The organism is Lichenibacterium dinghuense, from assembly GCF_021730615.1.
Lineage (GTDB): Bacteria > Pseudomonadota > Alphaproteobacteria > Rhizobiales > Beijerinckiaceae > Lichenihabitans > Lichenihabitans dinghuensis.
Map to the genome: position 1 here is coordinate 2,884,247 of NZ_JAJLMN010000001.1, position 17,736 is coordinate 2,901,982.

Genomic DNA, 17,736 nt, shown 5'->3' on the forward strand with positions numbered 1-17,736 from the left:
CGAAAGACGCGAACGCCGCCGGGCGACGCGGGGTTGCGGGCTTCCCACGCGCCTCCGGGCCTGTCAACGACGGGGCGCGATGCCGAGCCAGCACGGGAGCGAGCGATGATCATCCGCGGCGACGAACACGAGGACGTGCCCGTAGCGGGCGCGGGCCCGATGCGGGTGCACCTGTTCCGGCCCGCCGTGCCGGGCCGCTTCCCCGCCGTGCTGTTCTTCTCGGAGATCTACCAGGTCACGGACCCGATCCGCCGCCTCGCCGCGCTGGTGGCGGGGCAGGGCTACGTGGTGGGCGTGCCGGAGGTGTACCACGAGCACGAGCCGGCCGGCACGGTCCTGCGCTACGACCAGGCGGGCACGGACCGCGGCAACGCGCTGAAGTTCGGCAAGCCCGTGGCGGCCTACGACGCGGATGCCGCGGCCGGGCTCGCCTGTCTGCGCGCCCACCCGGCCTCGACGGGGCGCCTCGCCACCTTCGGCGTGTGCCTCGGCGGCCACCTCGCGCTACGCGCGGCGCTCGACCCCACCGTGACGGCCGCGGCCTGCTTCTACCCGACCGACGTCCACTCCGGCACGCTCGGCCTGGGCAGGTCCGACGACACGCTCGCGCGGCTCGGCGAGCTCAAGGCGGAGGCGCTATTCGTGTTCGGCCGGCAGGACCCCCACGTGCCCTTCGCCGGGCGCGAGGCGATCCGGGCGCGGCTGGAGGCCGTCGGCGCCGCCTACGCGTGGCACGAGGTCAACGCCGCCCACGCCTTCCTGCGCGACGAGGGCCCGCGCTACGACCCGGCGCTGTTCCTCCAGGCGGTCGGCTGGATGCTGGCCCTGTTCGGGCGGACGCTGCACGGGGCCTGAAGCGAGCCGCCCGTCCCGGCCCTCCTCCGTCGATCCTGAGCCAGAGAGGACCAGGACAGGGGATCGCCCCCGCCTATGTGGAGGGGGCTCCCTTTGGGAGTTCACCCGCTCGGGGGCGACGGATCGCTATCGGTCGGCCGGCTCGACCCAGGCCGCCCGAAGCGCGACCGACCGGATCGCCGCGAGCCTCACAGGGAGCCGCCGCCGCGCCGCCGGAAGCCCCGTCCCTCGGCCACCCAGGCCAGCACGGTCGAGCCGAGCAGCGCGAGGAGGCCGATGCCGCCGACGCCCAGCGGCAGCAGCCCGATGCCCGCCACCGTGCTGCTGTCCGTCCGCTTGATGCCGATGTAGTCGGAGCCGCTGTAGCTCGGCGCCTCGTGCATGGCGACGAGCCGGGGCATGGCGATCGCGTCGCCGTCCCCGGTGCCGATGCGCCGCGCGCTGCCCCCCGTGGCCTCCGCCAGCGGGCGGAGCTTCTCCGTGGTCGACACCACCTCCTGGAACTCGCGCGGGTTCTCGGGGCCCACGTTGAGCAGCACGGAATTGGTGCCGTCGGTCAGGCGGTATAGGCCGAGCTCGTCGGTCCTGACCGTGCCGCGCGACAGGCCGGGCTCGGCCGCGGCGAGATCGACGCTTGAGGTCGCGCCCGAGGGCGCCGTGACGGTGACGGGCGCGGTGATGCCCTTCACGCTCTGCCGCTCGATCGCGATGTCGCGGCCGCGCGCGGTGGCGCGCAGCGCTTCCTCCTCGAGGTCGGGCTCCTTCATCAGCCAGTGGGCGAGGCGGCGGGTGAGGTCGAGGTAGGGGCCGCCGTCCTCGAAGCCGCGCGCCCAGAGCCAGATCTGGTCCGACAGCATCTGCGCCACGCGGCCCTTGCCTTCGCGCGACAGCACCACGAGCGGCCGCCCTTCCGCGCCCGACATCACCGGCATGCCCTTGGTGGCGTCGCCGTCGACCTGGCGGAACCACAGGCTCCAGGCCGGCGGGTCGGCGTCCGAGCCGGCGAGGCCGCGGGTGACGGGGTGCTTCTCCCCGTCCGCCGTCACGCGCGGGCGGAACGGCGTCTCGATCACGCGCCCGTCCGGCCGCACCGGCGCGATGGCGCCGAGCGGGGAATAGTAGAGCCCGTCCGGCCCCGAATAGTCGGGGCCGACCGCCATCAAGAGCGCGCCGCCGTTGCGCACGTAGCGGGCGATGTTCTCGAAGTAGGCGTAGGGCAGGATCGACTGGTTCGAGTAGCGGTCGAAGATGATGAGGTCGAAGTCGCCGATCTTGGAGCCGAACAGCTCGCCCGTCGGGAAGGCGATCAGGGCCAGCTCGTTGATGGGCGTGCCGTCCTGCTTCTCGGGCGGGCGCAGGATGGTGAAATGGACGAGGTCGACGTTGGCGTCCGACTTCAGGATGTTGCGCCACATGCGCTCGCCCGCGTGGGGCTCGCCCGACACGAGCAGCACCTTCAGCTTGTCGCGCACGCCGTCGATCGTCACGACGGCCTTGTTGTTGAGCGCGGTCAACTCGCCGGGGATCGTCGGCACGTCCACCTCGACGACGTTGGGGCCCGCGTGGTCGACGCGCACCGGCACGTCGATCCGCTCGCCGACGCGGGCCTGCCGGCGCGCGACCTCGACGCCGTCGCGCCGCACCGTGACGGCCACGGGCTCGCCGCGGTCGTCCGTGTCGAGCACGCGCAGGCTGATCGTCTGGTCCTTGCCGACGATGCCGAAGCGCGGCGCCTCGACGAGCTCGACGCGCCGGTCGCGCTCCCCGGCGTGGCCCGTCACCAGCACCTGCAGCGGCGCCTTGAAGCCGAGCGCCGCCGGGTCCGGCGGGATGTCGTCGACCACCCCGTCCGTCACCATGAGGACGCCGGCCACCCGCTCCGGCGGAACGTCGGCGAGGCCGCTCGACAGGGCGGAGAACAGGCGGGTGCCGTCGTTCTCGGCGTCGGAGCGGCCCGATTCGATGAAGCGCGGCTCGACGTTGCCGAGCGCCGCCAGATCCCGGGTCAGGGCGGCGCGGGCCTTGGCGGTCTGGGCGGCGCGCTCGCCGATGGTCTGGCTGCCGCTCTGGTCGATCACCACCGCGACGACGTCCTTCTCGCCGCGCCGGTCCTCGCGCACGAGGCTCGGGTCGGCGAGGGCCAGGATCATCAGCGCGAGGCCGAGCCCGCGCAGCAGCGTGCCGCGCCGCCGCCCGAGGAGGCCGAGGATCACCACGGCGACGGCCGCGGCCGCGAGGACTCCCAGCAGGGCGGCCGGCACCAGCGGGGCGAAGGACAGGGCGAAGCGGGTCATGGAGGCGTCGTTTCAGCGATGCGCGGCGTGCGCTGATCCTCCCCCGTGAAACGGGGGAGGGGGACCGGCCGCAGGCCGGTGGAGGGGGCGGACCGGGTGCGACGGCGGCCGTGTGCGGGTAACGGGGTGCCGGGGCTTCCGGGGAGGGCGGCACCAGCGCCCCCTCCACCGCGCTTCGCGCGGTCCCCCTCCCCCGCTCCGCAGGGGAGGATCAGCGCACGACGGCCGGTGCAGACCCCCATCAGTGCGCCAGCCTTTCGAGCAGGTCCTTCACGTGGACCTGGTCGGCCTTGTAGTTGCCGGTCAGCGTGTAGATCACGAGGTTGACGCCGCCGCGGATCGCCAGCTCGCGCTGGCGCGCGCCGCCCGGCACCAGCGGGTAGAGCGGCTCGCCGTCGGGGTCGGAGGCCCAGGCGGCCGCGAGGTCGTTGCCCGTGATGACGATGGGCGACACGCTGTCGCCCGAGCGCGCCGGCCGGTTGACGGCCTCGGGCGGCGCCGGCGGCAGCGCCTCCACCCAGGTCGGCGCCGTGTTGTAGCGCCCGACGAAGTTGTCGATGAGGTAGAACGTCTTGGTGATGACGTGGTCGCGCGGCACCGGTTCCAGCTCCGGCACGTCGACGCCGGTCAGCAGGGTCGCGAGCCAGTGGGCCTCCGGCGTCGGCGGCCCGTCGGCGCGGGCCGACAGCGCGTCGCGCGTGTCGAACAGCACCGTGCCGCCGTTCTTCATGTAGGCCGACAGCTTCGCGACCGCGGCCGGCGGCGGCTGCGGCGCCGTGGCGACCACCGGCCAGTAGATCATCGGGTAGAAGCTGAGGTCGTCGCGCGCGGGGTCGACCGCGACGGGGTCGCCGGGGTCGAGCGAGGTGCGGTTGGTGAGCGCGCGCGACAGGCCGCGCAGGCCCTCGCGGCTTTCCTCGTCGACCGCGCCGTCGCCCGAGGCCACGTAGGCGAGCCGCGTGCGCAGCGCCGCCTCCATGTCGCGTTCCGGCACGTGGTCCTGTCTCAGGGCCGCGACGGCGGCGGGCGGCAGGCTTTCCGCGGCCCGCGCCGGGCGGGCGCCGGGCCCGGCCGCGAGCAGCGCCGCGACGGCCAGGGCCGCGGCGGTCGTGCCCGCCCCGCGGCCCCCCGTGCCGGGGAGGCGCGGCAGGCGGGCGCCGAGGCCCGTGAAGCCGCCGCCGAGCAGCGCCGTCGCCACCGCGTCGGCGAGGAAGCCGACCACGGCCAGCACGAGCAGCGCCGCGCGGAGGTCGACCGGCTCAGCGGCCTTGAGGGGCAGCGCGGCGAGTCCGAGGCCGGACAGGTCGGCGGGCAGGAGCGCGGCGCCGGGGTTCAGCGCGTTCACGGCGAGCAGCGCGTCGGCCGGGCCGTAGAAGCCCGGCGGGTGGTCCGCCGTGCCCGGGCCGGCGAAGGCGGCCGGCACGGGCTTGGCGGTGGCGGGCGGCGCGCCGAGCGCGCCGAAGCCGTCGAGGATGCGGGTCGGCGGCAGGGCGGCGGCCTCGCCGGGCTTCGCGGCCGCGGCGCCGGCGTCGTCCGCCTTGGCGGTCTCGCCGCCGAGCGCCACGACGCGCCGCAGCATGTCGACGAACAGGCCGGACAGCGGCAGGTTCGACCAGGTGGTGTCGCCGGTGACGTGGAACAGCACGATCGTGCCCTTGCCGCGGTGGTCGGCGGTGACGAGCGGCGTGCCGTCGTCGAGCGCCGCCCAGGTGTGGGCCGGCAGGCCGGCGTCGGGCTCGGCCAGCACCTGGCGCGACACCGTCACGTCGCGCCGGTCCGTGAGCCCGAAGAAGGGGCTCGCGCGGTCGAAGGGGGCCAGGCTCTTCGGCTTGTCCCACGACAGGGCGCCCCCGAAGGTGCGGCCGCCGCGGCGCAGGTTCACGGGCTCGAGGTCGTCGGCCGGCGCGCCGGCGAGGCGCGAGCCGGCGAAGCGCAGCAGCACCCCGCCCTCGTCCACGAAGCGCGCGAGCCTGTCGTGGTCCGCGCCCGTCACCTGCCCGACGTCGGCCAGCACCAGCACGGAGGGCTTCTCGTCGAGCGCCGCGCCGATCGGGTCGGCGACGTTCGGCGGCACCTCGCGCACCTCGGCGAAGGGGGCCAGCGCCTTGGTGACGAAGTAGCCGGGGCTGAGCAGCGGCTGCGCCACGTCGGCGCTGGCGCCGGTGACGACGTCGACGCGCCGGCGCTTCCAGCGGCCGTCGAGCAGCGTCACGGCGCCGGCCGATGCCTCGCCGAGCACGTCGACCCGCGCGACCTCGTTGCGCAGCTCGACGGGAAGCGCGAAGGAGGCCGTGGCGCTGGCCGCGGTTCCGTCGAACGAGAAGGGCGCGTCGCCGAGGGCGAGGCCCTTGAGGTCGTAGGCGCGCAGCGTGCCCGCGCCGGGCGCGCGGGCGTCGGCGCGCAGCACCGTCACGGCCAGGGCGTCCGGCCGGTTCTCGGCGCCGGCGAGCGCCAGCGGCGGCGCGGCGGCGGCCAGCACGGTGGCGGGGCGGGCGAAGCGGAGCCCCTCGGCGAAGGCGCGGGCGCCGCCGTTCTCCAGCCCGTCGGCGATCCACACCACGTCGGCGTCGGGGTGGGCGGCCGCGAAGTCGCGGACCGCCGGCAGCGCCGCCGCGCGGTCGACGAGGGTGGGCTGGGGCTTCAGCGCCCGCAGCCGGTCGAGCGCCGCCGCGGCCGTGACGGGCGCGAGCGCGCGCGGGCCCTCGGACAGCGCCGCGAGGGCGACGGGGCGGCCGGCGCGGCCGGCCTCGCCCAGCCGCTCGGCCGCCGCGGCGACCCGCACGTCCCAGTCGGGCGCGGCGGCGAAGCCGTCGTCGAGCAGCAACGCCAGAGGGCCCGAGCCGCCGAGGCTGGGCGGCGGCGGGTTCCAGATCGGCCCCGCCATGGCGAGCACGAGCGCGGCCGCGACCGCGAGCCGGAGGAGCAGGAGCCAGGGCGGCGTGCGCGCCGGCGTCTCGTCCCGCGGGCGCTCGTCGAGGATCAGGCGCAGCGGCGGGAAGGCCTGCCGGCGCGGCCGGGGCGGCGTGACGCGCAGCAGGAACCACAGCGCCGGCAGCAGCACCAGGGCGCCCAGCACCGCCGGGACCGTGAAGGCGAGGGGGAGACCCAGCATCGGCGGTGCCTATCGCGTGGAGGCGGTGTCGCCGCCGTCCGCCAGCAGCGTGGCGAGGCGCAGCAGCGCTTCGGTGGCGGGCCGGTCGGTGCGGTGGACCGCGAAGGTCCAGCCCTGCCGGCGGCAGGCCTCGGCGACGCGGTCCCGATGGGCAACGAGCTTGCGCAGATAAGTGTCCCGCAGCGCCGCGGCCTGCCCCAGGCGCAGCCGAGACGGCCCGTCCGTGTCGGCGAACTCGACGTGGCCCGAGAAGGGAAAGGTTTCCTCGACGGGGTCGCAGACCGCGACCACGTGGCCGAGCGCGCCGGCCGAGCCCATGAGCGCCAGGCGGGACGCGACCTCGTCGGCCCCCGACAGGAGGTCGGACACGACGAGCGCGCGCGAGCGGGCCGGCAGCGGCTCGGCGGGCGGCAGCTCGTCGGCGGCCGAGCGGGCGCCGTCCGGCCCCGACAGCACCTCGGCGAAGCGGTCGACGACGTTGCGGGCCGCCACCGGCCGCGTGAGGCCCGTCAGCGCCACGCGCTCGCCGCCGCGCACCAGGAGGTCGGCGGTGGCGAGGCCGAGCACCAGCGCGCGGTCGCGCTTGGTGACCCGCGCGAGGTCGGAGGCGAAATCCATGGACGGCGAGCGGTCGACCCAGATCCACACGGTCTGGGCCGCCTCCCATTCGCGCTCGCGCACGTAGGTGCGGTCGTCCCGGGCCGAGCGGCGCCAGTCGATGCGCGCCGCGGACTCGCCCATGGTGAAGGGGCGGAACTGCCAGAAGGCCTCGCCCGTGCCGGAACGCCGGCGGCCGTGCACCCCGTGCATGACGCTGGACGCGGCCTCGCGCGCCGACACGGCGAGCTCGGGCAGGCGGCGGGCGAGGTCGAGCGCCGCCTTGGCCTGGGAGGCGCCCGCGGTGCGGCCGGCGGCGGGCGCCGTCGCCACGCGCGTCAGGGTCCCCACACCAGCAAGTGCTTCATCGCCGTGAGTCCTCCGTGGTCGAGGCGCTTCGCGAAGCGAAGCACGTGTTGGCGTGGGAGCCCTCAGCCGAGCCGCGCGACGAGGCGCGCCACGATGGCGGGCACGGTCTCGCCCTCGGCGCGGGCCGCGAAGTTGAGCGCCATGCGGTGCTTCAGCACCGGCAGGGCCAGGGCCGCGACGTCGTCGAGCGAGGGCGACAGGCGGCCCTGGATCAGCGCGCGGGCCCGGCAGGCCAGCATCAGCGCCTGGGCGGCGCGCGGGCCGGGGCCCCAGGCGATGTGCTTCGACAGGGCGGCGTCCTCGCCGGGCCGCGCCGAGCGCACGAGGTCGAGGATCGATTCCACGATGCGGTCGCCGACGGGCAGACGGCGCACGAGGCGCTGGATGCCCATCAGCTCGTCCGCCGTCATGGCCTGCTTGGCGGTGGCCTCGCGGTCGCCCGTGGTCTCGATCAGCACGCGCTTCTCGGAGGCGCGGTCCGGGTAGAGCACGTCGATCTGCATCAGGAAGCGGTCGAGCTGGGCTTCGGGCAGCGGATAGGTGCCCTCCTGCTCGATGGGGTTCTGCGTGGCGAGCACGTGGAAGGGCCGCGGCAGGTCGTGGCGCTCGCCCGCCACGGTCACGTGCAGCTCCTGCATGGCCTGGAGCAGCGCCGACTGGGTGCGCGGGCTCGCGCGGTTGATCTCGTCCGCCATCAGGAGCTGGGCGAAGATCGGCCCGCGCACGAAGCGGAAGGCGCGCCGGCCGCCCTCGGTCTCTTCCAGCACCTCGGAGCCGAGGATGTCGGCGGGCATGAGGTCGGGGGTGAACTGCACGCGCCGCGCGTCGAGCCCGAGCACGGTGCCGAGCGCGTCCACGAGCCGCGTCTTGGCGAGGCCCGGCAGGCCGACCAGCAGGCCGTGCCCCCCCGACAGGACCGACACCATCACCTCCTCGACGACCGTCTCCTGGCCGAAGATGACGGTGCCGACGGCGGCGCGGGCCGCCGCGATGGAGCCGAGCGCGGCCTCGGCGGCGCGAACCGCGCCCTCCTCGACCGAGACGACGCCGGCGGCCTGCATGTTGTCCTGGACCGGCATCGGCGGTGTTCCTGTGGCGGCCCGACGGCGGGCGCGGGCGGGGCAGATTACGCCGGACCGGCCCCTTGTCGATATGCGGACCTGTCGCATAACTCTGAGGGGATCGGCCCGACCGGCGGGGCCGCAATGGCGTGCGATGATGGCGAAAGCAAGTGACGGGCCGCCGGGTGGCGGGCTGCCGGGCGCCTCCCCCGGCCTGTCGTCGCTGATCGCCGACGCGGCCGTGCGCCGCGGGCCGCCGCCCGTCCACCTGTGGGACCCGCCCTTCTGCGGCGACATCGACATGCGGATCGCGCGCGACGGCTCCTGGCACTACCGGGGCTCGCCCATCGGCCGGCCCGCGCTGGTGAGGCTCTTCGCCTCGGTGCTGCGGCGCGACCGGGACCGCTACGTGCTGGTGACGCCGGTCGAGAAGCTCGGCATCGCGGTCGAGGACGCGCCCTTCGTGGGCGTGGAGCTGGCCGGCTCGCCGGGCGAGGGCTTCCGGCTCCGCACCAACCTCGACGAGTGGGTGGAGATCGACGCGGCGCATCCGCTGCGCTTCGAGCCCGGCCCGGCGGGGTCGCTCAAGCCCTACGCGCGCGTGCGCGGCGACCTGTGGGCGCTGGTCGGCCGCCCGGTCTTCTACGAGCTGGTCGACAAGGGCGAGGTGCGGCCGGTCGACGGCGTCGACCGGTTCGGCGTCGCCTCCGGGGCGAGCTTCTTCCCCATGATGGACGCCGACGCCCTGGACGGCCTCGGCGCGGATCCGGCGCTTGGCTGAGGGGTACGCCGGCCCGCCGGCCGCGATCACCGCGGGCGACTTCGAGGCGCGGGCGCGGGCGCGGCTCTCCTTCGACCTGCCCGAGCGCTGGGCCGAGATCGACGGCGCTGACGGCCTTTCGGGGGGCGGCGACCACGTGCTCGACGGCCGCGCCTTCTTCACCGGCGTGCCGCGCCAGGCGGCCGTGCTGGTGGGCGTGGTGACGCACCACCCCGTGCCGACCGTGCTGCTGACGACGCGGCTTGCGAGCCTGCGCCAGCATTCGGGCCAAGTGGCCTTCCCGGGCGGCAAGATCGACCCCGCCGACGCCTCGCCGCTCGCCGCGGCGCTGCGCGAGGCCGAGGAGGAGGTGGGGCTCGACCGCGCCGCCGCCGTGCCGCTCGGCTACCTCGACGCCTACCTCACCGGCACGGGCTTCATGGTGATGCCGGCCGTGTGCCTGATCCGCCCGCCGTTGCGCCTCACCGTCAACCCGGCCGAGGTGGCGGACGCCTTCGAGGTGCCCCTGCCGTTCCTGATGGACCCGGCCAACCACCGCCGCGAGGCGCGGCAGGTGATGGGCCGGGCGCGGCACTTCTACGCCATGGCGCACGGGGAACGCGTCGTGTGGGGCGCCACCGCGGGCATGCTGCGCAACCTTTACGAGAGGCTCTACGGCTGATGGGCCGCCTGCTGCTCGACGTGCTGGTGCCGTTCCTGGTGCCCTTCGCCGGCTACGCGGCCTACCTGCTGCTGCGGCGCCGCTATCCCTTCGTGCTGTCGGCCTGGTCGCGCGGCCCGCTCGCCGCGCTGGTGGTGGGCGGGCTGGCGCTGGCCGTGCTGTCGCTGCTCGCCGCGGGGCTGTTCGGGCCCCGCGGGCGGGGCGACTACGTGCCGGCGCACCTGGAGAACGGGGTGCTGGTCCCCGGCCGGATGGAGTGAAGGGGCCGCCCGCCGTGGCCCCTACGTCCCCCGCCGCGGCAGCAACTGCTCGGCCAGCGTGGCCCAGTATGCCGCGCCCGTGGTGAGGACCGCGTCGTTGAAGTCGTAGGCCGGGTGGTGGACCTGCGGGTTGGCGCCGTCCCGCGCGGCGCCGAGCATGATGTAGCTGCCGGGCCGCTCGTTCAGCATGAAGGAGAAGTCCTCCGCCCCCATGGTGGGCTGCTCCATCGGCACCACGCGGTCGGGTCCCACCACGGCCGCGGCGGCGCGGCGCGCCATCGCGGTCGAGGCTTCCTCGTTCACCACCGCCGGGTAGGAGCGCGCGAAGCCGCTCTCCGCGCGGGCGCCGTAGGCCTCCGCCGTGGCGCGGACGATGCGGGTGAAGGCTTCCTCGAGGAGGTCGCCGACCGCGGGGGTGAACCAGCGCGCCGTGCCGCGCATCGTCACCTCGGGCGGGATGACGTTGAAGGCGTGGCCGCCGCGGATCTCGCCGATCGTCAGCACCGCCGTCTCGGTCGGGCGGACGTTGCGGGCCACAACCGACTGCAGCGCCGAGACGATCGCGCCCGACACCACGATCGGGTCAATGCCGTTGTGCGGCTGCGCGCCGTGGGCGCCGACGCCGCGCACCGTGACCGTCAGCTCCGCCGAGGCCGCCATGGTGGGGCCGACGCGCCAGTTGAAGGTGCCCGTCGGCTCGCTCGGCCAGTTGTGCATCCCGAAGACGCGGTCCATCGGGCAGCGCTCGAACAGCCCGTCCCGCACCATCACCTGGCCGCCGCCGCCCTGCTCCTCGGCGGGCTGGAAGATCAGGTAGACCGTGCCGGCGAAGTTGCGCGTCTCGGCGAGGTAGCGGGCGGCGCCGAGCAGCATGGCCGTGTGGCCGTCGTGCCCGCAGGCGTGCATGACGCCGGGGGTCGCGGAAGCGTAGGGCAGCCCCGTTTCCTCCAGGATGGGCAGCGCGTCGATGTCGGCCCTGAGCCCGATCGCGTCCTTCGAGGGCTCGCGCCCGCGCACCACCCCCACGACGCCGGTGCCGGCGAAGCCCGTCAGCACCTCGTCGACGCCGAACCCTTCGAGCTTCTCGCGGATCACCGCGCTCGTGCGGTGCTCGGCGAAGGCCAGTTCCGGGTGGCGGTGGAGGTCGCGGCGCCACGCCGTCATGTCGGCCTCGAAGTCGGCGATGCGGTTCTGGATGGGCATGGGATGGGGTCCGGGATCGGCGGCGCGCGATGCTGTATCGCATGCAACGCAGGCAAATTCGATGCCGCCGCGGGCCTCCCGCCGGTCACGCCGCCGAGCGGTGCGCCCCGGCCGGGCTCGCCGCGGCGTCGCCCTCGACCACCACGCGGTCGCGCCCGCCGTGCTTGGCCGCGTAGAGGCAGAGGTCGGCCCGGCCGACGAGCGCGAGGAGGCCGTCCCCGCCGCCGCGTCCCGCCCGTCCGTCTCCCCCGCGACGCCGATGCTGACCGTGGTGCGCAGCGCGCCCGCCGGGCCGTCCAGCACCACGTGGGCGAAGAGCGCGCGGATCTCGTCCGCCACGGCCCGCGCGCGGACGAGGTCGGCGCCGGGCAGCAGGGCCGCGAACTCCTCGCCGCCGACGCGGCACACGAGGGCGGTCGGCGGCAGGTAGTCGTGGGCGAGGCGCGCGAAGGCGACCAGCAGCCGGTCCCCGCCCGGGTGGCCGTGGCGGTCGTTGACGAGCTTGAAGCCGTCGAGGTCCATCAGCAGCAGCGCGGCGGGCCGGCCGTCGCGCCGGCAGGCGCCGAGCAGGGCCTCGCCCGAGCGGTTGAGCGCGCGCCGATTGCCGATGCCGGTGAGGGGATCCTCCAGCGCCTCGCGGCGGTGCTCCTTCGCGGTGCGCTCGCGGCTCATGCCGACCGACGCCACCGCGACCGCGACCGCCATCGTCACGGTCTCGATCCCGAGCAGCGCCCCCCACAGTTGCGCCACGTTGGGCCCGAAGCTCGCGAAGCCGAAGGTCGGGCCGAGCACGGTGCGGAGCGCGAAGAAGCCGCCGTGCAGGCCGAAGACCCAGGCGGCGTGGCGCTGGGCCTGCAGCCCGTCGCGGCCGCGGCGGTGCTCGCGGACGATGGCGAAGCTGTAGGCCGCCACGATCGCCGAGGTCAGGGCGATGCGCGCGCCCTGCGGCGGGTCGAGCAGGGCTGCGACGAGCATCCACAGGAGAGCGCCCGCCGACACGGCCTCGAAGGGCGCGGAGCGGCGCTCGAAGCGCCTCACGGCGCCCCACAGGAGCCCGTAGGGCAGCATCAGGGCGGCGTTGCCGAGCACCCGCACGGGGGCGCGGAAGTCCGTCGGCGCGAGCAGGATCAGGGCGAAACCCGCGCCGAGGCACAGGAAGGCCGCGCCGGACCAGCGCAGCAGCCGGCAGGAGCGCTCGCCGCCGCGCCCGGCGCGCGACAGGTGCAGCATCAGCGCGCCCAGCGCGAGCAGCACGGCGACGGACATCGTGAGCAAGGTGACGGGGTCGAATGCCATTGCCGACGGAGTCCGGGGGCGGTCGCGTGAGTCGGAACCACGATAAAGGCGCGTCGGTTAACACCCCCTGCGCGCGATATCCTGTGATGTCTTACTGCGCCACGAGGTCGGCCTGCAGGGCGCCGGCGGACTTGATGGCCTGCAGGATGGCGATGATGCCGGAGGGCTTGAGGCCGATCTGGTTCAACCCGTTGACCAGCGTCTTCAGGGTGGTGCCGTGCAGCACGTTCAGCGTGCCCTTGGGCTCCGACGACGAGATGGCGGTCGAGGGCACGACCTGCGTCTTGCCGCCCGACAGCGGCTCGGGCTGGGACACCTGGGGCGATTCCGTGATCCGCACGGTCAGGCTGCCGTGCGTCACGGCGACGGTGGAGATCTGCACGTCCTCGCCGATCACCACCGTGCCGGTCCGCTCGTCGATGACCACGCGCGCCGGCATGTCGGGCTCGACCGTGAGGTCGCCGATCTCCGCCATGAAGCGCGCCGCCCCGACGCTCGGCGGGCACAGCAGCGACACGCGCCGCAGGTCCTGCTCGCGCGCCGCCTGCATGTGGAAGCGCGTGCGGGTGAAGCCGTTGACGGCGTCCGCGATCCGCACGGCGGTCTTGAAGTCGGGGTTCTTCAGCTCCAGCACGAGCGCGCCGCCCGGCCCGAAGCTCCCCGGCGCCTCGCGCTCCACGATGGCGCCGTTGGCGATGCGGCCCGCCGTGGGCACGCCCTGGCTGTAGGTTTCGGCGGCGCCCGCCGCGGAGGAGCCCGACACCGAGACGGACCCCTGCGCCACGGCGTGGGTCTGGCCGTCGCCGCCCATCAGCGGCGTCATGATGAGGGTGCCGCCGAGCAGCGACGTGGAGTCGCCCAGGGACGACACGGTGACGTCGAGCGGCTGGCCGCGGCCGGCGAGCGGCGGCAGCTGCGCCGTGACGATCACGGCCGCGACGTTGCGGTTGCGCAGCGGGATGTTGCGGACGTTGACGCCCATGCGGTCGAGCATGGACTGCACGGCCTGCTCGGTGAAGGGGGCGTTGCGCATCGTGTCGCCGGTGCCGAGCAGCCCCACCACGAGGCCGTAGCCGACGAGCTGGTTGTCGCGCATGCCGGCCAGCGTCGCGATGTCCTTGATGCGGACCGCGGCGGCGGCGGGGGCCGCCGCGCCGGCGAGCGCCGCGGCGGCGAGGGCGAGCAGGACGGCGCGGCGCATCAGCCCGGCCCGCCGCTCGGCGCCACGTGCACGGCGCCGTCGCCCCCGATCGTGCCCGCGACGGTGAGGCCGGACTCCAGGTTGCGCACCGGGATGACGTCGCCGACCGCGCCCGCCTGCAGGGCCGAGCCGTAGGTCGCGATGGTGAGGCCGCCCTCGGAATACACGATGCGCACCATGGCGTTCAGCGACACGACCTTGGGCTCGCCGATCGCGTTCTTCGGGATGGGCAGGTTCGGCAGGAGCGTGCGCCGCGACGTCTTGTTGACCAGCGCGCCCCGGTCGAGCACGGCGGCGGAGCGGCCGGCGAAGTCGTCCGGCATCTGCATCTCGGTCAGCATGCCGTCGCGGATGACGTCGCCGGGGTAGATCACCACGGCGGGGACGGGCACGAACTGCGCGGCCGCGGCGGGCAGGGTCGAGGCGGCGAGCAGCAGCGCGGCGGCGCGTAGGCGGGGGCAGAGGCAGCGGTCCACGCGCGTCACCCTCGGGTGCCGGTGGTGAGGGTCGAGCCCATCTGGTCGCAGGCCTGGATCACCTTGGAGTTCATCTCGTAGGCGCGCTGGGCCGAGATCAGGTCCGAGATCTCCTTCACCGGGTCGACGTTGGAGGCCTCGAGGTAGCCCTGGCTGATCGTGCCGATGCTGGGATCGCCCGGCACGCCCACCACCGCCGTGCCCGAGGCCGCGGTTTCGCGGAACATGTTGGAGCCGAGGTGGTCGAGGCCCGTCTCATTGGCGAAGTTGGCGAGCGTGAGCTGGCCGAGCTGCGTGGGCGTCGTGGCGCCGTTCACCGTGCAGGTCACGATGCCGGTCGAGGAGATCGTCACGTTGGTGCTGTTCGGCGGGACGATGATGGAGGGGCTCACCGCGTAGCCGTCGAGGCTGACGAGCTGCCCGCTAGCATTGGTGTTGAACGCGCCGGCGCGGGTGTAGACCGTGTCGCCGTTGGGGCCGGTGAGCTGGAACCAGCCGCGGCCCTGGATGCCGAGGTCGAAGGTGTTGCCGGTGTTGGTGAAGGAGCCCTGCGTTTGCAGGTTGCGGATCGCCGCCATGCGGACGCCGAGGCCGAGCTGCGCGCCCTCGGGGATCGTGTTGCCCGAGCCGCGGTTCGACACGCCCTGCAGCCGCTCGGCCTCGTACATCAGGTCCGAGAACTCCGCCTTGCCGCGCTTGAAGCCCGTCGTGTTGATGTTGGCGAGGTTGTTGGCGATGACCTCGACGTTGGTCTGCTGGGCCGACATGCCGGTGGCGGCGATGGCTAGGGCGCGCATTCAGGGGGTCCCCGGAGCCCTTCGGCGCTGACACGCGCTCGGGCTCGTTGCTGTTACTCGGACACGGAGGGAGGCCGACGGTCCTCGGCGAGGTCCGTCGGCGAGCGCGACGGCGCGCCGGCGCGGGCGCGGGGCCGTCGGCGATGCGTCGCCGACGGCGGGGAGCCGGCTAGATCGCCATCCGGCTGATCTCCTGGAACGCCGCCACCGACTTGTCGCGGATGGCGAGCGCGGTCTGCAGCGACTCCTGGGCCGACATCACGGACTGCACGACGTCCTGGGTCGAGGCCTTGCCCTCGATGCCGGAGATCGAGGCCGCCTCGGCGGCCTTCATCTTCTTCACGGTGTCGCCCGTCACCTGGGACAGCACGGAGCCGAAGTCGGCGCCCCCGGCGGCCGTGGCGGAGCTGGCGGCGGCCGAGGCCGCCGAAGCCGCGGTCGAGCCGAGCGAGGGCGCGAGGCTCGACAGGGCGGAGGTGACGAGCGGCAGGGCGGCGACGATCATGAGTTTCCTTTCAGGAGGTCGATGGTCATGGAGATCAGGTCGCGCGACTGCTTGATGACCTGGAGGTCCGCCTCGTAGGAGCGGTTGGCCTCGCGCATGTCGCCCATCTCGGAGATCATGTTGACGTTGGGCATCTTCACCGCGCCCTTCTCGTCGGCGGCGGGGTTGCCGGGGTCCTGCTGGACCTGGAAGGCGGACGGGTCCTCGCCGATGTCCTTCACCGCCACCACGTCCTGGCCGGCGATGCGGTCGAAGGTGTTCTCGAAGGTGATGGTCTTGCGGCGGTAGGGGTCGGCGCCCGGCGTCGCGCCGGTCGACTGGGCGTTGGCGAGGTTCTCGGACACGACGCGCAGCCGCGCCGATTGGGCGGACAGGCCGGAGCCCGCGACGCGCAGCGCCGCCTGGAGGGCGTCGATCATCGTGCCCTCACTTGGCGGCCGACATCAGCATGGCGTGAAAGCTCTTCACGATGCCGGTGTTGAGCGAATAGGCCCGGTTCACGTCGCCGGCCTTGATGAGCTCCTGTTCCAGCGCGACCGAGTTGCCCGACTCCGTCACCTCCCAGGGCGCCTCCTCCTTGATGGCGGCGGCCTGGGCCTGCATCGGGTCGAGGGCCATGTGGTTCGGGGCCGTGGAGGCGAGCTGCAGCTCGGTCTTGTCGAGCACCTCGGAGAAGGGCTGCAGCGTCTGCGCGCGGTAGCCCGGCGTCGACGCGTTGGCGACGTTGGAGGCGATCACCGACTGATCGGTCGACAGCCAGCGGGCCTGGCGGCCGGCGAGGTCGAACAGGTGGATGGGGTCCACGGCGAAGCTCCCCGGCTCGTGTTGGAGGACGGGGTCGACCGTGCCGCCTCAAACTTGCACGGGGCTGTTTCGGGTCTTCGCGGGCGATCCCGAAGACGAGGACGCGCCCGCCCGGCTCGAGAACGAGTATGCGACGATCGCAACGGGCCGAGGCGGCCCGTCATGTCGAATGTTAATTTCGCGTTGCTCGATCGGCGGCCCCGCATCCCGCATCGTGACATGATCGTCGTCCGGAGCCGGGCATGGCGCGGCGGAAGATGCTTCCCCACGCGCCCGTTTCCCTCTGTGATCCCCCGCACGAGGCGCACCGGGCGGGAAACGCTTTCTTAAGCATGACGCCCCTAAAAACTTCCTCAGTTGGTGAACGAAATCTGAGCGCGGCCCGGTCGAGCGGGCCCGCCCCGCCGCCGAGAAGGGTGACCCCGATGCTGATTCTGATCGACGACCGGGAAATCGTGGCGGTGGGCTACGCCGGCGGCTTCAAGTCCGAAGGCGTGTGCTCGACGGGATTCTGCCCGGCCGACTTCCGCGGCTGGGTCGAGACGGTGGCGGACCACGACCTCCAGGCCGTCGAGGCCTTCCTGATCGGCAACTGCCGCGACCGCGGGAGCTACCCGGGCTGGATCCGCGAGCGCTCGAACGCGCCCATCATCGCCATCAACGAGACGCAGTCGCTCGACCAGACGCTGGACCTGTTCGCGGCCGGCTTCGACGACGTGGTGCGCAAGCCCATCCACGTGCGCGAGCTGCTGGCCCGCATCGACGCCATCCGCCGCCGCGTGTCGGCCGGCGCCGCCAAGCGCGACGACGTGGCCGTGGGCGAGATCCGCGTGTTCTTCGACGGCCGCGACCCCGAGATCCGCGGCGAAGCCTTCCTCTTGCCGCGGCGCGAGCGCCGCATCCTGGAATACCTCGTCAAGAACCGCGGCCGCCGCGTGTCCAAGACGCAGATCTTCAACGCCATCTACGGCATCTTCGACGAGAACATCGAGGAGAACGTGGTGGAAAGCCACGTGTCGAAGCTGCGCAAGAAGCTGCGCGCCAAGCTCGGCTACGACCCGATCGAATCCAAGCGCTACCTCGGCTACTGCCTGGAGGACCCCGCGGCGGCCGCGCCGGCCGGCCTGTGGGACGGCGACCAGGCCAACGTTGCCGGGCGGGCGCTGGTGGCCGCGGCGGCCTGAGGCGGACGGAGCCTTCCTCGAACCAAGCACGGCCGCCGAGGGACGAGCCCCGGCGGCCGTACGCGCGCCGCGAGGTCGGCCGCGGGCGAAGGGCCTTGACCCGTCCCCGCCGGCCCTCCATTTTCCCGATGTTCCACGGAGATCCCCGCCAAGGGGCTGAGACACCGCTGGGCCCGGCACCGGGCGGCGCGGAAATCCATAGAACCTGATCCGGTTCGCACCGGCGTAGGGAATGGAACCGGCCCCGCCTCGTCGCACAAGCCGGTCCCCTCACCCCCGC

15 protein-coding genes, 2 pseudogenes and 1 riboswitch are annotated in these 17,736 nt (G+C 74.1%); of the genes and pseudogenes, 5 read left to right on the top strand and 12 right to left on the bottom strand.

Features of this window, described 5'->3' with window-relative positions; translation table 11 throughout:
- Positions 1 to 105 precede the first annotated feature (105 nt).
- On the top strand, positions 106 to 855 hold the full coding sequence (locus L7N97_RS13760) for a dienelactone hydrolase family protein (protein WP_237478924.1): 750 nt from the start codon (positions 106 to 108) through the stop codon (positions 853 to 855).
- 188 nt (positions 856 to 1,043) lie between these two features.
- Here the strand turns inward: L7N97_RS13760 and L7N97_RS13765 are convergent, their stop codons facing one another.
- From L7N97_RS13765 to L7N97_RS13780, 4 genes are all read right to left on the bottom strand, one after another.
- Positions 1,044 to 3,149 (bottom strand): hypothetical protein, encoded by a 2,106-nt coding sequence (locus L7N97_RS13765; RefSeq protein ID WP_237478925.1) that lies wholly within the window; start codon positions 3,147 to 3,149, stop codon positions 1,044 to 1,046.
- 241 nt (positions 3,150 to 3,390) lie between these two features.
- Positions 3,391 to 6,261 (bottom strand): DUF4159 domain-containing protein, encoded by a 2,871-nt coding sequence (locus L7N97_RS13770; RefSeq protein WP_237478927.1) that lies wholly within the window; start codon positions 6,259 to 6,261, stop codon positions 3,391 to 3,393.
- Between the two features lie 9 nt (positions 6,262 to 6,270).
- Positions 6,271 to 7,191: a DUF58 domain-containing protein gene (locus L7N97_RS13775; RefSeq protein WP_237478930.1), complete on the bottom strand. Its 921-nt coding sequence runs from the start codon at positions 7,189 to 7,191 to the stop codon at positions 6,271 to 6,273.
- 98 nt (positions 7,192 to 7,289) lie between these two features.
- Positions 7,290 to 8,288, bottom strand: coding sequence for an AAA family ATPase (locus tag L7N97_RS13780; RefSeq protein ID WP_237482230.1), 999 nt, complete (start codon positions 8,286 to 8,288; stop codon positions 7,290 to 7,292).
- Positions 8,289 to 8,445: 157 nt separating this feature from the next.
- Here L7N97_RS13780 and L7N97_RS13785 point away from each other — a divergent pair, with 157 nt between their 5' ends.
- From L7N97_RS13785 to L7N97_RS13795, 3 genes are read left to right on the top strand one after another with little or no spacing between them, the layout of a single operon-like run.
- Positions 8,446 to 9,069: a DUF1285 domain-containing protein gene (locus L7N97_RS13785; RefSeq protein ID WP_237478931.1), complete on the top strand. Its 624-nt coding sequence runs from the start codon at positions 8,446 to 8,448 to the stop codon at positions 9,067 to 9,069.
- Entirely contained in the window at positions 9,062 to 9,730 is a 669-nt protein-coding gene (locus L7N97_RS13790) for a CoA pyrophosphatase (protein ID WP_237478932.1), read from the top strand. Before L7N97_RS13785 ends, L7N97_RS13790 begins: the two co-directional genes overlap by 8 nt.
- Complete coding sequence (locus L7N97_RS13795) at positions 9,730 to 9,990, top strand: DUF6111 family protein (protein WP_237478933.1); 261 nt, start codon at positions 9,730 to 9,732, stop codon at positions 9,988 to 9,990. Before L7N97_RS13790 ends, L7N97_RS13795 begins: the two co-directional genes overlap by 1 nt.
- Positions 9,991 to 10,011: 21 nt before the next feature.
- Here L7N97_RS13795 and L7N97_RS13800 read toward each other — a convergent pair whose 3' ends face one another.
- The 8 genes and pseudogenes from L7N97_RS13800 to flgB form a co-directional block, all read right to left on the bottom strand.
- A complete protein-coding gene (locus tag L7N97_RS13800; RefSeq protein ID WP_237482232.1) occupies positions 10,012 to 11,193 on the bottom strand; it encodes a M20 aminoacylase family protein in 1,182 nt (393 codons plus the stop codon).
- Between the two features lie 252 nt (positions 11,194 to 11,445).
- A pseudogene (locus L7N97_RS30275) lies at positions 11,446 to 12,489 on the bottom strand (GGDEF domain-containing protein); the annotation flags it as partial.
- A 91-nt stretch (positions 12,490 to 12,580) separates the two neighbouring features.
- Positions 12,581 to 13,690 (bottom strand): flagellar basal body P-ring protein FlgI, encoded by a 1,110-nt coding sequence (gene flgI / locus L7N97_RS13810; RefSeq protein WP_237478934.1) that lies wholly within the window; start codon positions 13,688 to 13,690, stop codon positions 12,581 to 12,583.
- Entirely contained in the window at positions 13,690 to 14,166 is a 477-nt protein-coding gene (flgA, locus tag L7N97_RS13815; protein WP_237478935.1) for a flagellar basal body P-ring formation chaperone FlgA, read from the bottom strand. The genes flgI and flgA overlap by 1 nt, the downstream gene beginning before the upstream one ends.
- Positions 14,167 to 14,171: 5 nt before the next feature.
- Positions 14,172 to 14,963 (bottom strand): flagellar basal-body rod protein FlgG, encoded by a 792-nt coding sequence (flgG, locus tag L7N97_RS13820; RefSeq protein WP_237478936.1) that lies wholly within the window; start codon positions 14,961 to 14,963, stop codon positions 14,172 to 14,174.
- Between the two features lie 169 nt (positions 14,964 to 15,132).
- Entirely contained in the window at positions 15,133 to 15,468 is a 336-nt protein-coding gene (gene fliE / locus L7N97_RS13825) for a flagellar hook-basal body complex protein FliE (protein ID WP_305069257.1), read from the bottom strand.
- Positions 15,465 to 15,884 carry a flagellar basal body rod protein FlgC gene (gene flgC / locus L7N97_RS13830; protein WP_237482234.1) on the bottom strand — a complete coding sequence of 140 codons (420 nt, stop codon included), beginning with the start codon at positions 15,882 to 15,884 and terminating at the stop codon, positions 15,465 to 15,467. Before flgC ends, fliE begins: the two co-directional genes overlap by 4 nt.
- A gap of 10 nt (positions 15,885 to 15,894) precedes the next feature.
- Positions 15,895 to 16,272 carry a flagellar basal body rod protein FlgB gene (gene flgB, locus L7N97_RS13835; protein ID WP_237478937.1) on the bottom strand — a complete coding sequence of 126 codons (378 nt, stop codon included), beginning with the start codon at positions 16,270 to 16,272 and terminating at the stop codon, positions 15,895 to 15,897.
- Positions 16,273 to 16,697: 425 nt separating this feature from the next.
- Here flgB and L7N97_RS13840 point away from each other — a divergent pair.
- Positions 16,698 to 17,366, top strand: a pseudogene (locus L7N97_RS13840) (response regulator transcription factor); the annotation flags it as partial.
- Positions 17,367 to 17,582: 216 nt separating this feature from the next.
- A riboswitch (TPP riboswitch) is annotated at positions 17,583 to 17,706 on the top strand.
- The last annotated feature ends 30 nt before the right edge of the window (positions 17,707 to 17,736 follow it).